16 protein-coding genes are annotated in these 13,122 nt (G+C 66.0%); 3 read left to right on the top strand and 13 right to left on the bottom strand.

The genetic code is table 11. From position 1 onward, the window contains the following. Nucleotides 1-56: 56 nt before the first annotated feature. From AC1DXX_RS13960 to AC1DXX_RS13905, 12 genes are all read right to left on the bottom strand, one after another. Nucleotides 57-1,127, bottom strand: a complete 1,071-nt coding sequence (locus AC1DXX_RS13960) for a MucB/RseB C-terminal domain-containing protein (RefSeq protein WP_478134797.1) — start codon at nucleotides 1,125-1,127, stop codon at nucleotides 57-59. Between the two features lie 23 nt (nucleotides 1,128-1,150). Then, nucleotides 1,151-1,816 carry a sigma-E factor negative regulatory protein gene (locus tag AC1DXX_RS13955; RefSeq protein WP_478134796.1) on the bottom strand — a complete coding sequence of 222 codons (666 nt, stop codon included), beginning with the start codon at nucleotides 1,814-1,816 and terminating at the stop codon, nucleotides 1,151-1,153. 17 nt (nucleotides 1,817-1,833) lie between these two features. Further along, on the bottom strand, nucleotides 1,834-2,508 hold the full coding sequence (rpoE, locus tag AC1DXX_RS13950; protein WP_478134795.1) for an RNA polymerase sigma factor RpoE: 675 nt from the start codon (nucleotides 2,506-2,508) through the stop codon (nucleotides 1,834-1,836). Between the two features lie 10 nt (nucleotides 2,509-2,518). Then, nucleotides 2,519-3,001, bottom strand: a complete 483-nt coding sequence (locus AC1DXX_RS13945) for a hypothetical protein (RefSeq protein WP_478134794.1) — start codon at nucleotides 2,999-3,001, stop codon at nucleotides 2,519-2,521. A gap of 13 nt (nucleotides 3,002-3,014) precedes the next feature. Beyond that, nucleotides 3,015-4,259 (bottom strand): beta-ketoacyl-ACP synthase II, encoded by a 1,245-nt coding sequence (gene fabF, locus AC1DXX_RS13940; RefSeq protein WP_478134793.1) that lies wholly within the window; start codon nucleotides 4,257-4,259, stop codon nucleotides 3,015-3,017. A gap of 96 nt (nucleotides 4,260-4,355) precedes the next feature. Further along, the gene (gene acpP / locus AC1DXX_RS13935) at nucleotides 4,356-4,595 is read right to left on the bottom strand and encodes an acyl carrier protein (protein ID WP_007830471.1); all 240 of its coding nucleotides are present in this window, start codon (nucleotides 4,593-4,595) and stop codon (nucleotides 4,356-4,358) included. Nucleotides 4,596-4,695: 100 nt separating this feature from the next. After that, the gene (gene fabG, locus AC1DXX_RS13930) at nucleotides 4,696-5,439 is read right to left on the bottom strand and encodes a 3-oxoacyl-ACP reductase FabG (protein ID WP_478134792.1); all 744 of its coding nucleotides are present in this window, start codon (nucleotides 5,437-5,439) and stop codon (nucleotides 4,696-4,698) included. Nucleotides 5,440-5,463: 24 nt separating this feature from the next. After that, entirely contained in the window at nucleotides 5,464-6,417 is a 954-nt protein-coding gene (fabD, locus tag AC1DXX_RS13925) for an ACP S-malonyltransferase (protein WP_478134791.1), read from the bottom strand. A gap of 51 nt (nucleotides 6,418-6,468) precedes the next feature. Next, on the bottom strand, nucleotides 6,469-7,446 hold the full coding sequence (locus AC1DXX_RS13920; protein ID WP_478134790.1) for a beta-ketoacyl-ACP synthase III: 978 nt from the start codon (nucleotides 7,444-7,446) through the stop codon (nucleotides 6,469-6,471). Continuing rightward, entirely contained in the window at nucleotides 7,446-8,543 is a 1,098-nt protein-coding gene (plsX, locus tag AC1DXX_RS13915) for a phosphate acyltransferase PlsX (protein WP_478134789.1), read from the bottom strand. Before plsX ends, AC1DXX_RS13920 begins: the two co-directional genes overlap by 1 nt. 61 nt (nucleotides 8,544-8,604) lie before the next feature. Beyond that, nucleotides 8,605-8,787 (bottom strand): 50S ribosomal protein L32, encoded by a 183-nt coding sequence (gene rpmF, locus AC1DXX_RS13910; protein ID WP_007830466.1) that lies wholly within the window; start codon nucleotides 8,785-8,787, stop codon nucleotides 8,605-8,607. Nucleotides 8,788-8,933: 146 nt separating this feature from the next. Then, entirely contained in the window at nucleotides 8,934-9,491 is a 558-nt protein-coding gene (locus AC1DXX_RS13905; RefSeq protein ID WP_478134788.1) for a YceD family protein, read from the bottom strand. An 82-nt stretch (nucleotides 9,492-9,573) separates the two neighbouring features. Here AC1DXX_RS13905 and AC1DXX_RS13900 point away from each other — a divergent pair, with 82 nt between their 5' ends. The 3 genes from AC1DXX_RS13900 to AC1DXX_RS13890 are packed head-to-tail and all read left to right on the top strand — an operon-like array spanning nucleotide 9,574 to nucleotide 12,064. Beyond that, nucleotides 9,574-10,155, top strand: coding sequence for a Maf family protein (locus tag AC1DXX_RS13900; RefSeq protein WP_478134787.1), 582 nt, complete (start codon nucleotides 9,574-9,576; stop codon nucleotides 10,153-10,155). After that, nucleotides 10,152-10,913, top strand: coding sequence for an SAM-dependent methyltransferase (locus AC1DXX_RS13895; protein WP_478134786.1), 762 nt, complete (start codon nucleotides 10,152-10,154; stop codon nucleotides 10,911-10,913). Before AC1DXX_RS13900 ends, AC1DXX_RS13895 begins: the two co-directional genes overlap by 4 nt. Before the next feature lie 2 nt (nucleotides 10,914-10,915). After that, entirely contained in the window at nucleotides 10,916-12,064 is a 1,149-nt protein-coding gene (locus AC1DXX_RS13890; RefSeq protein ID WP_478134785.1) for an MFS transporter, read from the top strand. A gap of 13 nt (nucleotides 12,065-12,077) precedes the next feature. Here AC1DXX_RS13890 and AC1DXX_RS13885 read toward each other — a convergent pair whose 3' ends face one another. Further along, nucleotides 12,078-13,121: a S49 family peptidase gene (locus tag AC1DXX_RS13885; RefSeq protein ID WP_478134784.1), complete on the bottom strand. Its 1,044-nt coding sequence runs from the start codon at nucleotides 13,119-13,121 to the stop codon at nucleotides 12,078-12,080. Nucleotide 13,122 lies beyond the last annotated feature (1 nt).

The following is a 13,122-nucleotide window of genomic DNA, read 5'->3' as shown; positions in this document are numbered from 1 at the left end:
GGCTATGAGTCGGCGTTGCGTGCTTGGTTCAGCGCAACCTGCGCCTCGACGGCCAGTCAGCGTGTGCGTGCAAGGCTCTGGGCGAATGCGTTGAGCGTCTGCTGCGGCACCTCTCCGACCGCGGTCAGCCACCAGTCGCTCGCCGGTTCGGGCAACCGACGGCGAATGGCATTGGTGGCGCCGATGGTCAGCACGCCGTCTCGCGGCGCACGCGCGGCATCGTAGCGTTCAATGAAAAGCGACACGGACGCGAGGCCATCGGAGAAGGTCCACTGGACCGTCGTGGCGTCCTGCTTCGACTTCTCGCTGCTCGCAGTCGGGCGGCGAAAGAAGCTTCGGGGCTTGAAGCCGGCCACGGGCGCGCTGAGCGTCCAGCCTTCGTCCAGCGCCGTGGTTCGCTCGAGTTCGAGCTTCTCGATGCGATAGCCCGAGGTGTTGGCCATCATCTGCGCCAGGGCCTGCGCCTTCACCGGCGCATCGAGCTGCAGCTCGGAAAACGCCGACTGCTCCACCACGCGCGACTCGCTATCGACGGTCTGCAGCTTCACCACCAGGCCGGTGCGCCGCTCGCTCCAGATGCGATAGCCGAAGCGCAGGCCGTCGTGTGGCACCAGCTGCACCACGTCGGCATCGAAACCGGCCACGCGATCCTTGCCGATCGCACGCACGTCGTAGAAGTCGCCGATCGACGAATCGGTCTTGTCCGGAAGATTGGGAAAGAGATCGAGGTTCTCGCGCTTCTCGACCTTGACGACCTTCGCCTCGGGCAAGAAGGTCATGACGTTGCGATTGCGCCGGAAGGTCGAGCGCTGCGGCCCGGACAGGGCCTCGATGCGCTCGATCTGATGGTCGCCGTCGCGCACATGCCAGATGCGCGCGCTCGACAGGTCGCCGCCCGGTGCCGACACCACGAAAGTGCCGACGTAGTTGCGCTGCCGCGCGCCCGCGTGCATGCGCTGCAGCCAATCGGCCGCGCTCATTGCCGGCGGCTCGTCCGTCTGCGCCGAAGCCGCGCTTCGGGTGTTCGCCGGGCCCGACCGGTTTTGTGCGGTGGCAACCTGCACGAAGCAGAAGGCTGCAAACACAAGCACGAACGCGCGTGCGGAGATCGGCATCTGAACGGTCATTGCGAGCGGCTACGGACGCGCGATCAGCGCGTGGGTCCCTCGAAGGTGGCGTTGCGCAGGAAACTGGAAGGCATTTGCGACGCGCCGCCAGCCTGCTGGTGCGCTTCGAGCAGTTGATCGAGCCGCGGGTCGCGCAGCATGATTTGCGGATTGCCGTTGCCGACCGTCACGCGGGTCGGCGTCAGGGTGGCCCCGGCCGGCGGCGGGCTGTTGACGGCAGCTGCCGCCAGGACCGAATTCGCTGCGGGCTGCTGCTGCGCCGCGATCTGCGCCCCCGCCTGCGAACTGGACGTGCCGCTGCCGATCAGGGTCCAGCTGATGGCCGCCACGGCGACCATCGACGCGGCGCCGGCCACCAGTTTCCAACGGAAGACCGGCTCGTTGGCTGCGTCGGCCTTGCGCTGGACCTGAAGGGCAACCGGCGCGGCGACCGGTGTCAGGGCCGGCATTGCCACCACAGGCTCCKCGGCAAGCCGCTGCTGGAAGCGCGCCAGAAACGTCGAACTGTCGCTGCACGGCGCATGGGCGCCCGAACGCAGGACGTCGCCCACCACGTGGTAGGCATGCCAGGCCGCGCGCGAATCGTCCTCGGCGCAGACCGCGTCGATCGCCCGCGCGAACGCCTCGCCCTGCAAATGACCATCCGCAAGTGCGGACACCTGTTCTCGAACTGTCATCGTCTGATTCATTTCATTCACCTGCTTACTTACCAACGCTTGCCAGACTGGTTGTCCAGCAGCGGTTTGACCCTGGCCGAAATGGCCTCGCGCGCCCGGAAGATACGCGAGCGCACCGTGCCGATAGGGCAATCCATGACCTCGGCAATCTCTTCGTAACTCATCCCCTCGATCTCGCGCAGCGTGACAGCCTGGCGCAACTCGGCAGGGAGCGCTTCCATGGCTGCCTCGACGGCGCTGGCGATTTCATTCGCCGCCATGACCGATTCGGGGGTTTCGTCGCTGATTGGTTCGTTTCCTGGGCGGTAAGTTTCATCGTCCTCGTCAGAAGACGGCCGCAGGGCGCTTTCGGAGATGGTCGGATCGCGCTTCATGTCCACCAGCGCCTTCTTGGCGGTGTTGACCGCAATCCGGTAGAGCCAGGTGTAGAACTGGGCCTCGCCGCGAAACTGGTGCAGCGCGCGATAGGCCCGGATGAAGGTTTCCTGGGCAATGTCCTCGATCAGGTCGACATCGCGCACCATGCGGCCGATCAGTCGCTCGATGCGGCGCTGGTATTTGATGACCAGCAGCTCGAAAGCCTTCTGGTCGCCCGCGACCGTGCGCTGGACCAGCTGGAAATCGACCTCGCCCGGCCGCGGCGCCTCGGCCGGCGCGTCGGTCAGGCCGGAGTCCGGTGGCACAGGCGGGGGAGAAGTTGTCATCAGCGGGGATTCAGGGCGCGTCGGCGGGTGCCGTCGCGCGCCAGGGTTCGCCAGCGGGCTCTGCCGACGGTGCGCGCGAATAGACCGCCCGGCGCAGATCGCGCCAGCGCTCCGGCAGGGTCTGCTGCTCGAGCCAGATCCAGCGCTGGGGGCGACCCGGCTCGGCGAGCCTGACCAGCATCAGCGATTGGAAGTCGAGCGCCACAGTGACTCGGGCCGCACGGACGCCACGGCTTGGATCGGCCCCTGTGAGGGACCAGCAAAGGCCGTCGAAGTGCAGAACGGCCGCGCCATCGCGCCGCAAGCCGAAACCCGCGGCAACGCCCGAAAAAACGACACTGAGAACCAGCAGCAGCTGGCGCCATCCGGCGCTATCGAACAGATAGCAGGACGCGCCCGCGCAGCAGGCGCCCAGGGCCCACAGAACAACAAGAATCCGGGTTGCGCCACGTGAGCGCCCCACCGGATAGGTCACCGACGGCGCGCTGTGCATGAGAGAGCAATGCTCAAGCGCGCTTGAACACCAGCGTGCCGTTGGTGCCGCCGAAGCCGAAGTTGTTCTTGACCGCGACATCGATCTTGAGATCGCGCGCCTCGTTGGCGCAGTAGTCGAGATCGCACTCCGGATCCTGGTTGAAGATGTTGATGGTCGGCGGGCTCTTCTGCTCGTGCAGTGCGAGCACCGTGAACACCGATTCGATGCCGCCCGCGCCGCCCAGCAGGTGGCCGGTCATGGATTTGGTCGAATTCACGACGAGCTTCTTCGCGTGATCGCCGAAGGCGAGCTTGACCGCGTTGGTCTCGTTGACGTCGCCGATCTGCGTCGAGGTGCCGTGCGCGTTCAGGTACTGGACCTGGTCGGCATTGACACCGGCATTGGCCAGCGCCATGGCCATCGAGCGGCGGGGGCCGTCGACGTCGGGCGCCGTCATGTGATACGCGTCACCCGTGAGGCCGAAGCCCGCCACTTCCGCATAGATCTTGGCGCCGCGCGCCTTGGCGTGCTCGTACTCTTCGAGCACCAGCACGCCGGCGCCCTCGCCCAGCACGAAGCCGTCGCGATCCTTGTCCCACGGACGCGAGGCCGTTGCGGGATCGTCGTTGCGGGTGCTCAATGCGCGGGGCGCGGTGAAGCCACCGATGCCGAGCGGAGAAATGGTCGATTCAGCACCGCCCGCGATCATCACATCGGCATCGCCGTACTCGATCATGCGTGCCGACGTGCCGATGGCATGAAGGCCGGTGGTGCAGGCGGTCACGACGGCGATGTTCGGGCCCTTGAAGCCGTACTTGATCGACACATGGCCCGAGATCATGTTGATGATCGACGCCGGCACGAAGAACGGCGAAATGCGGCGCGGGCCGCGACTCGCGTATTCGCCATGCGTCTGTTCGATCATCGGCAGTCCGCCGATGCCCGAGCCGATGTTGCAGCCGATGCGCACGGCTTCTTCATAGGACAGCGCTTCGCCGGTCGGCAGTCCGCTGTCCTGCACCGCCTGGATGGCGGCGGCAAGCCCCAGATGAATGAAGCGGTCCATGTGGCGCGCTTCTTTCTCCGAGATGTATTGGGTGATGTCGAAACCCTTCACCTCACCGGCGAACTTGCAGGCAAAGGCGCTTGCATCGAACGCGGTGATGTTCGCAATACCCGACTTCCCGGCCAACAGGTTGGCCCAGGATTCGGCTGCGGTGTTTCCGACAGGAGCGATGCAACCGAGTCCGGTCACGACGACGCGGCGTTTGGTCATGCCGGCAAACCTTTCTGGAAGCGCTGAACAGTTGCTGGTCGGCGCGTGCGGTTCGAGAAAAAGCCGCCGGCCGCAGTCGCAGTGTCAGCTGGCCAATCAGGCCTTTTGATTCTTGGTGGCGTAGTCGACGGCGTTCTGCACCGTCGTGATCTTCTCGGCATCTTCATCGGGAATCTCGATGCCGAACTCGTCTTCGAGTGCCATCACGAGTTCGACCGTGTCGAGCGAGTCAGCGCCGAGGTCGGCCACGAAAGCCTTTTCGTTCGTCACTTGGGACTCTTCCACGCCGAGTTGCTCGGCGATGATTTTCTTGACACGTGCTTCGATATCGCTCATTTGGTTCCCTCTGAGGGTTGTAGGTAATCGGTGGATTTTAGCCGGGCGCATTGTGGCATTTGCCGTGCACCCGGTACGGGAAAAAGATTGCGCCTTGCGGCTACATGTGCATGCCGCCGTTGACGTGCAGCTCCTGCCCCGTCACGTAGGACGCCTGGGGCGATGCGAGGTAGGCCACCGCGTGCGCGATGTCGGCCGGCTTGCCGAGGTGGCCCAGCGGAATCTGCTGGAGCAGCGCCTGTTGCTGGGCTTCCGGCAGGCTGGCCGTCATGTCGGTTTCGATGAAACCGGGCGCGACGCAGTTGACCGTGATGTTGCGGCTGCCGAGTTCGCGGGCCAGCGCGCGAGTCATGCCCGCCACACCGGCCTTGGCAGCTGCATAGTTGGCCTGGCCGGCATTGCCGGAGGCGCCAACCACGCTCGTGATGCTGATGACGCGGCCATAGCGCTGCTTCATCATGGGCCGGATCACTGCACGCGACAGGCGGAAGACGGCCTTGAGATTGGTGTCGAGCACGGCATCCCAGTCGTCGTCCTTCATGCGCATGGCGAGCGTGTCGCGCGTGATGCCGGCGTTGTTGACCAGCACGTGGATCGCGCCGAAGGCCTTCACGATTTCATCGATCAGCGCTTCGACGGCAGCGCCGTCGTTCACATCGAGTGCGCGGCCGCGGCCGTCGAAGGCGCTGAGCGCCGAGGTGATCTTTGCGGCGCTGTCTTCGGTCGTACCGGTGCCGACCACCTTGAGGCCGCGCTGCGCCAGCTCGAGCGCAATCGCTGCGCCGATGCCGCGTGATGCGCCGGTGACCAGGGCGACTTGCCCTTCGAATTTGGGAATGCTCATAAAAGTATCGGGGCCTTGCGCCGTTCAGCCGGCGAGCGATTGTCGGATGTCCGCGAGCGTCGCCGGGTCGTACACCGACGCGGCTTCCAGCTCGGGGGCGATGCGCTTGACCATGCCGGCCAGCACCTTGCCCGGCCCGCACTCGATGATGGCGGCTACACCGCGCAGTTTCAAGGCCTGCACGCTCTCGACCCAGCGAACCGGACCGGCGGCCTGGCGCACCAGGGCGTCGCGGATGTGCTCGGGATCGGTTTCGACGGCCACGTCGATGTTGTTCAACACCGGAATCTGCGGCACGCCGAGCGTGATCGTGGCCAGCTTCTCGCGCAGCGCTTCAGCGGCGGGCTTCATCAGGCTCGAATGGAACGGAGCAGAAACAGGCAGCAGCAGCGCGCGCTTGGCACCGCCGGCCTTGAGCAGCTCGCAGGCCTTGTCGACGGCCGCCTTGCTGCCGGCGATCACGGTCTGCATCGGGTCGTTGAAATTCACGGCCTCGACGATTTCGGTGCTGCCCGCACCAAAGGTGGCGGTGGCTTCCGCACAGCCCGCCACGACCTTGCCGGACTCCATGCCCAGAATGGCCGCCATGGCGCCGACGCCGACCGGCACAGCCTGCTGCATCGCCTGTGCACGAAAGCGCACCAGCGGCGCGGCTTGCGCCAGCGTGAGCACACCGGATGCCACCAACGCCGAGTACTCGCCCAGCGAATGACCGGCCACGACGGAAGGCGTTGCACCGCCTTCGGCCAACCATGCGCGCCAGGCGGCGACACCCGCCACCAGCATCACGGGCTGAGTGTTGGTGGTGAGCGCCAGCGCTTCCTTGGGGCCGTTCTTGATCAGCCCACCGACGTCTTCGCCCAGCGCTTCAGAGGCTTCGCGCAGGGTTTCGGCCACGGCCGGATGGTCGCCCCAGGCGTCGAGCATGCCGACCGCCTGCGAGCCCTGACCCGGAAAAACAAAAGCAAAGGATTTCATTGTTCTATGCGTCATGTCGCATTGCGGCCCGGCAAGAGAGCCTGCAACACGCTACAGATTCAATAGCACGGCGCCCCAGGTGAAACCACCGCCCACGCCTTCGAGCATGAGGGTTTCACCTTTCTTCACCTTGCCGGAGCGCACCGCTTCGTCGAGCGCCAGCGGAATCGAGGCGGCCGAAGTGTTGCCATGCTCGTTGACGGTGACGATCAGCTTTTCGCGCGGCAGCTTCAGCTTCTTGGCCGTGCCTTCCATGATGCGGATGTTGGCCTGATGCGGGATCAGCCAGTCGATGTCGGCTTCGGTCTTGCCTGCCTTGGCCAAAGCGGTGCGCGCCGCCTCTTCGAGCACCCGGACCGCCAGCTTGAACACAGCCTGACCGTCCATGTGCAGCAACGGCTTGCCCAGCACATTGCCGCCGGACACATGGCCCGGGACGCAAAGAATGCCGACGTGCTTGCCGTCCGCATGCAGGTCGCTCGCCAAAATACCGGGCTCGTCGCTGGCTTCGAGCACCACCGCACCCGCGCCGTCGCCGAACAGCACGCAGGTGGTGCGATCGTTGAAATCGAGAATGCGGGAGAAGACTTCGGAGCCGATCACCAGTGCGCATCGCGCGGTGCCGGTACGGATCATGGCGTCAGCCACGGTCAGCGCATAGATGAAGCCGCTGCAGACCGCCTGGACGTCGAAGGCCGGGCAGCCGGCAATGCCGAGCTTGTTCTGGAGAATGGCAGCCGACGACGGGAACACCATGTCGGGCGTCGACGTCGCGACGATGATCAGGTCGATATCGCCGGGCTTGCGGCCTGCCGCCTCCAAAGCATGCTTGGCAGCCTCGAGAGCGAGATCGCTGCTGCCGACTTCCGGCGCGGCAAAGTGACGCGCGTGGATGCCGGTGCGCTCGACGATCCACTGATCGGAGGTTTCGATGCCGCGCGACGCCAGTTCCTTGGCGAGATCGTCATTGGTCACGCGGCGTGGGGGCAGGTAACTGCCGGTGCCGGTGATACGTGAATAAGGGGTCATCAAACGTGAAGGGCCGTCGCGTCGACCGGCGCCGCCGGTTCCTGCCGCGCGAGCAAAGGCGCGGCGTGGGCGATGCGGGCCCGCACGCGATCGAGCAGGTTGTTGCGAGCGGCATCATAAGCGCGATCCAGCGCATGTCCGAAAGCCACTTCGTCAGCCGAGCCATGGCTCTTGAAAACCAGGCCACGAAGGCCCAACAGCGCTGCGCCGTTGTACCTACGGTGATCCAAGCGGCTTTTGAACGCTTTTAGGACCGGATAAGCAACAATTGCCGCCATTTTCGTGAAGATGCTTCGCGAAAACTCGACGCGAATGAACTCGCCGATCATCGACGCAACGCCTTCGCTGGCCTTCAGCGCCACATTGCCAACGAAACCGTCGCAGACAACGATATCGGTCGTGCCCTTGAAAATGTCGTTGCCCTCTACGTTGCCGTAGAAGTTCAGATCCTTGGAATTGGCAGCCGTACGCAACAGTTGACTTGCCTTTTTAATCGTTTCGCTGCCCTTGATGGCCTCTTCGCCGATATTGAGCAGGCCGACCGAAGGCGCCTCGTTGCCGGTCAAGGCCGAAACAAGCGCCGAGCCCAGTACAGCAAACTGAAGCAGATCCTCGGCATCGCAATCGACGTTGGCACCCAGGTCGAGCACGGTGGTCGCACCGCCCTTGGCATTGGGAAGCTGCGGCGCGATCGCGGGGCGATCGATGCCGTCGAGCGTCTTGAGCAGGTAACGCGCAATCGCCATCAGGGCACCGGTGTTGCCGGCGGAAATGGCCGCCTGGGCGGCGCCATCCTTGACCTGCTGGATCGCGACGCGCATCGAAGAATCTTTCTTCTTGCGCAGCGCGATCTCGATGGGATCGTCCATGCCCACCACTTCGCTGGCAGCGACGATGCGGGCGCGCGGATGTGCGGCGAAACCCGCCAATGCGGCTGGCGCACCGACCAGCAGCAACGAGGCTTCGCTGTGCCGCTCGAGAAACGCGCGGCAGGCCGCGAGCGTGACACGCGGCCCATGGTCGCCTCCCATGCAATCCACGGCGAGCGTGATTGCAGAAGGCGCAGCAGTGGATTCGGGGGAAGAAGGCGTAGCCATCAAAACAAAGGCCCGACGCTACGGCAAAAGTAGCTTCGGGCCTTGGCCTTGGGATGCGAGATCAGGCTTCAGACTTGTTCTTGAGCACCTGACGGCCACGGTAGAAACCGTTCGGGCTGATGTGGTGGCGCAAGTGCGTTTCGCCAGTGGTCGGCTCCACGGCGATGCCGGGCACGACCAGTGCGTTGTGTGAACGGTGCATGCCGCGCTTGGAAGGCGACTTCTTGTTTTGCTGGACGGCCATGATGGCTCCTGGACTGTTAGGTGGGTGACTGGATGCGCTCTCTTGCGGTGGCAATGTAGCGGCATGCATGGAATGCCCTTGTCTACATTGCTGCTCACGGCGGCGCGCGCGAAGCCCATGATTATAGCCCAGCTGGCGGGAAAGGGCTACTTGCCCTCTTCCGGCTTGCGCGAACGCAACGCTCCGAGCACCGCGAACGGGTTCGGCTTGGCCTCTTCGGCCGCGTTGAAATCCTCGTCGCTGGACGAGAGGCGAACCGGCACGGGGCAGACATCATGGACAGGCATGACGGGAATTTCCATCAGGAGTTCGTCCTCGATCAGGGCATGCAGGTCGAAATCCCGGCTGACAACGAGCAGGTCTTCCTCGGATTCCTCGTCTTCGGCCTCCGCCGTGGCCTCGTCGGCCACGAAACGGAACCAGCGGTCCACCACCATCGGCGTCTCGACGGGTGACAGGCAACGCTGGCAGGTCAGCGGTAYGGTCGCTTCGGCTTCCAGGTGCAGCCAGGGCGTGGCCTGGCCGTCGGCGCCTGCGCGCTCCTCGCCGGTCGCCGTCCAGCGGACGACGGCATCGGGCGCCGGGTCTGCCAGTTCAGCGACAAGGCGCACATAGTTCGGGACCGGGTCGGCGGCATCCAGGGTTGCGGCTGCGGCGGCAAAGCCGGCCACGTCGAGCCGTTCGGGGGCAAATTCTCTCTTCATCCGCGCCAGTCTAGCGTGCCGGCCGCTTCACCGGCATGGTGCACGCCAGAAGGATTTGCGCCGCTCACGCACAATCATCCCCATGCAACGCCCCGTGATCCTCGCCTCGACCTCGCGCTATCGCCGCGAACTGCTCTCCCGCCTGCACCTGCCCTTCGATGTGCATGCCCCGGAAGTCGATGAAACCGCACTGGACGGCGAGACGCCGCACGCCCTGGCCGAGCGCCTGGCGCTCGAAAAGGCCAACGCCATCGCCGCCCGCTTCCCTGAAGCGGTGGTCATCGGCTCCGACCAGGTCGCCGACCTGGCCGGAGAAGCGCTCGGCAAGCCCGGCGACCACGCTCGCGCCACGGCCCAACTGCGCCGCATGCGCGGCCAGACGCTGATATTCCAGACCGCCGTGGCTGTTGTCTGCCATGCCACGGGCTTCGTTCAGCGCGACTTGGCCCCCGTTCGCGTCGTATTCCGCGAGTTGAGCGATGCCGCCATCGAGCGTTACCTTCAGGCCGAGCAGCCATACGACTGCGCCGGCAGTGCCAAGAGCGAAGGCCTCGGCATCGCGCTGCTGAGCGCCATCGACAGCGACGACCCGACGGCATTGGTCGGCCTGCCGCTGATCCGCACCTGCCAGATGCTGCGCGCCGCGGGGGTCGAACTCCTGTGACCCACGGCAAGCTCTACCTCGTCCCCGCGCCGCTCGATTTCGGCTGCGACGTCCAGGCCCCGCTGCAAGACGCCCTGCCGCTCGGCACGCTGCAGGTGGCCGCCGGCATCACGCACTGGATCTGCGAGAACGCGAAATCCGCGCGCGCCTACCTCAAGCGCATCGATGCCGTTGCACCGCTGGCCGCCCCGCTGCAGGCACAGAACATCCAGGAACTGCCGCGCGAAGTGCACAAAAAAGGCGATCACGCCGGCCAGTTCGACGCCAGGCCATTGCTGGCCGCGGCGCTCGAGGGCCACGACGTCGGGCTGCTCAGCGAAGCCGGCATGCCGGCGGTGGCCGACCCCGGCTCCTCGGTGGCACGGGCCGCACATGACCTGGGCATCACCGTGGTGCCGCTCACCGGCCCGGTCTCGCTGCTGCTGGCGCTGGCGGCGAGCGGCCTGAACGGCCAGAACTTCGCTTTCGTCGGCTACCTGCCGCAGGACGCGGGCGAACGCCAGGCCCGCATCCGCGAACTCGAAACGCTCGCACTCAAGACCGGCCAGACCCAGTTGTTCATCGAAACGCCCTACCGCAATGCCGTACTGCTGCAGGCGCTGGTGCAGACGCTGCAGCACAACACGCGCCTCGCCGTCGCCCGCGGCCTGACGCTTGCAACGTCCCATGTGCGCAGCGAGACGGTGAAGGCCTGGCGCGCCAGGCCGCAGACCGCAACGGACGAACGCCTCCCCGCCGTGTTCGCGATCGGGCGCTGACGATGGTGGTGGCCGCCGGCACACGCTGGGCCTCGCGCGCGCAGTTCTTTTCTTCGGGCTTCATCTTTGCGACCTGGGGCGTGCACGTCCCGACGGTCAAGGCGCACTACGGCATCGACGAAGCCCAGCTGGGGTTGGCGCTGCTCGCTGCCGGCGCCGGTGCGATGTTCGGCCTGACCAGCGCGGGCCGCTGGATCGGACGCCACGGTGCGCGCCGGATGGCCGCGATGTGCGGCTGCGTCTATGCGCTGCTGCTGGCCGGCCTGATCGCCATGCCGGGCTATGCCGCACTGCTGGGCCTGCTGGCAGCGTTCGGCCTCGTCACCAGCGTGTTCGACGTTGCCATCAACACCGAAGCGGCGCAGCTCGAACTGCACAGCGGCACGGCGCTGATGAGCGGCATGCACGGCATGTTCAGCCTGGGCGGCATGGCCGGCGCGGCGAGCGGCAGTGCCGTGCTTGCAGCAGGCCTCGGCGCACAGGCGCACCTGCTGCTGGTGGCGGCGCTGATGGTGTTGGTCGTCGCCGTGTCTTCGACGCGCATGCTGCCCCGGCCGGCCGCCACAAGCAACGCAGCCGGCGCCGACCATGGTTTTCGCCTGCCCCGCGGCCCGCTCGCGGTACTCGGCGTGCTGGCCGCACTGGGGCTGATCGCCGAAGGCGCGATCTACGACTGGAGCGTGCTCTATATGCAGCAGGAGCTCGGCAGCCCGCAGAAGCAGGCTGCGCTCGCCTATGCAGCCTTCTCCGCGGCCATGGCGGCGGCGCGCTTCGGCGGCGACGCCATGCGGGCCCGCTTCACGCCGGTGGCATTGCTGCGCGGCAGCGGCCTGATGGCGGCCGCCTCGATGACGCTGGTGCTGCTGACCGACCTGCCCTGGCTCGCCCTCATCGGCTTCGCGGGCGTCGGCGTCGGTTTTGCGAATGTGGTGCCGATCCTGTTTGGCGCATCGGCCCGCGTGCCCGGCGTCGGACCCGCAAGCGGCATTGCCGCCGTGTCGGCCGTGGCCTATCTGGGGTTCATGGCCGGACCTGCGGTGATCGGCCTGCTGGCGCGGGCCAGCTCGCTGACCGCCGCGCTCTATGCGGTCGTGTTCTTCGCCGCAGCCCTGGCCGCCTCGGCCCGCTTCACGGGCGGCGACCCCGCCTGAGGCCCCTTGGGTCTCAGCGCAGCGCGGGCGTCACGGTCTGCAGCGAGCGCACCGAGGCTTCGCCCATCGCGGCGCCGAATTTCTTGGCCAGCTTCTCGGCCACGTTGTCGCGGCGGGTGTAGTCGATGACTTCTTCGGCCTTGATCACTTCGCGCGCCACGAAGTCCACATTGCCCAGCTGGTCGGCCAGGCCGTATTCGACCGCCTGCTCGCCGCTCCAGAACAGGCCGCTGAAAAGGCCGGGGGTGTCGAGCTTCAGGCGGTCGCCGCGGCCGGTCTTCACCACATTGATGAACTGCGTGTGGATCTGGTTCAGCATCGTCTGGGCATGCGCGCGCTGCGCGTCGCTCATCGGGCTGAACGGATCGAGGAAGCCCTTGTTCTCGCCGGCCGTGAGCAGCCGGCGCTCGACGCCGACCTTGTCCATCACGCCAGTGAAGCCGAAGCCGTCCATCAGCACGCCGATGCTGCCGACAATGCTGGCCTTGTCGACGAAGATCTTGTCGGTACCGGCAGCAATGTAATAAGCCGCCGAAGCGCAGGTCTCCTCGACCACCGCGTAGACCGGCTTCTTGTACTTGGCCTTCAGGCGCCTGATCTCGTCGTTGATGATGCCGGCCTGCACCGGGCTGCCGCCCGGCGAGTTGATCAGCAGCACCACGCCCTTCGCGCCCTCGTCCTCGAAGGCCGTCTTCATGGCGGCCACGACGAACTCGGCGCTGGCGTCGCCGCCGTTGGCGATCTCGCCCTTGATCTCGACGACGGCCGTATGGGCCGTGGTCTTGGCAGTGCTTGGCGCACCGCGCGACAGCGCGAGCCAGGCCAGGAAGATGAAGAAAGCGAGCCACGAAAGACGCACGAAGGTCTTCCAGCGGCGGGTGGCCTTCTGCTCGCTCAGCGCAGCGAAAGCGAGCTTTTCAAGCGTTGCGCGCTCCCAGCCGGGGCGCTGTGTCGGGTCTTGGGCCATGTTCTTGGGGGTGTCTTGCTGAGGCGTGAGAGGAGCTACCGGCTCAAACGGATCGAAACCTTCAGGTTCCCTGCGATTCGGGTCGGTCATG

It is taken from the genome of Variovorax sp. P4_B10 (genome assembly GCF_056402375.1).
Note: the sequence above shows the minus strand (reverse complement) of the source record. Positions and strands in the feature narration are given on the sequence as shown.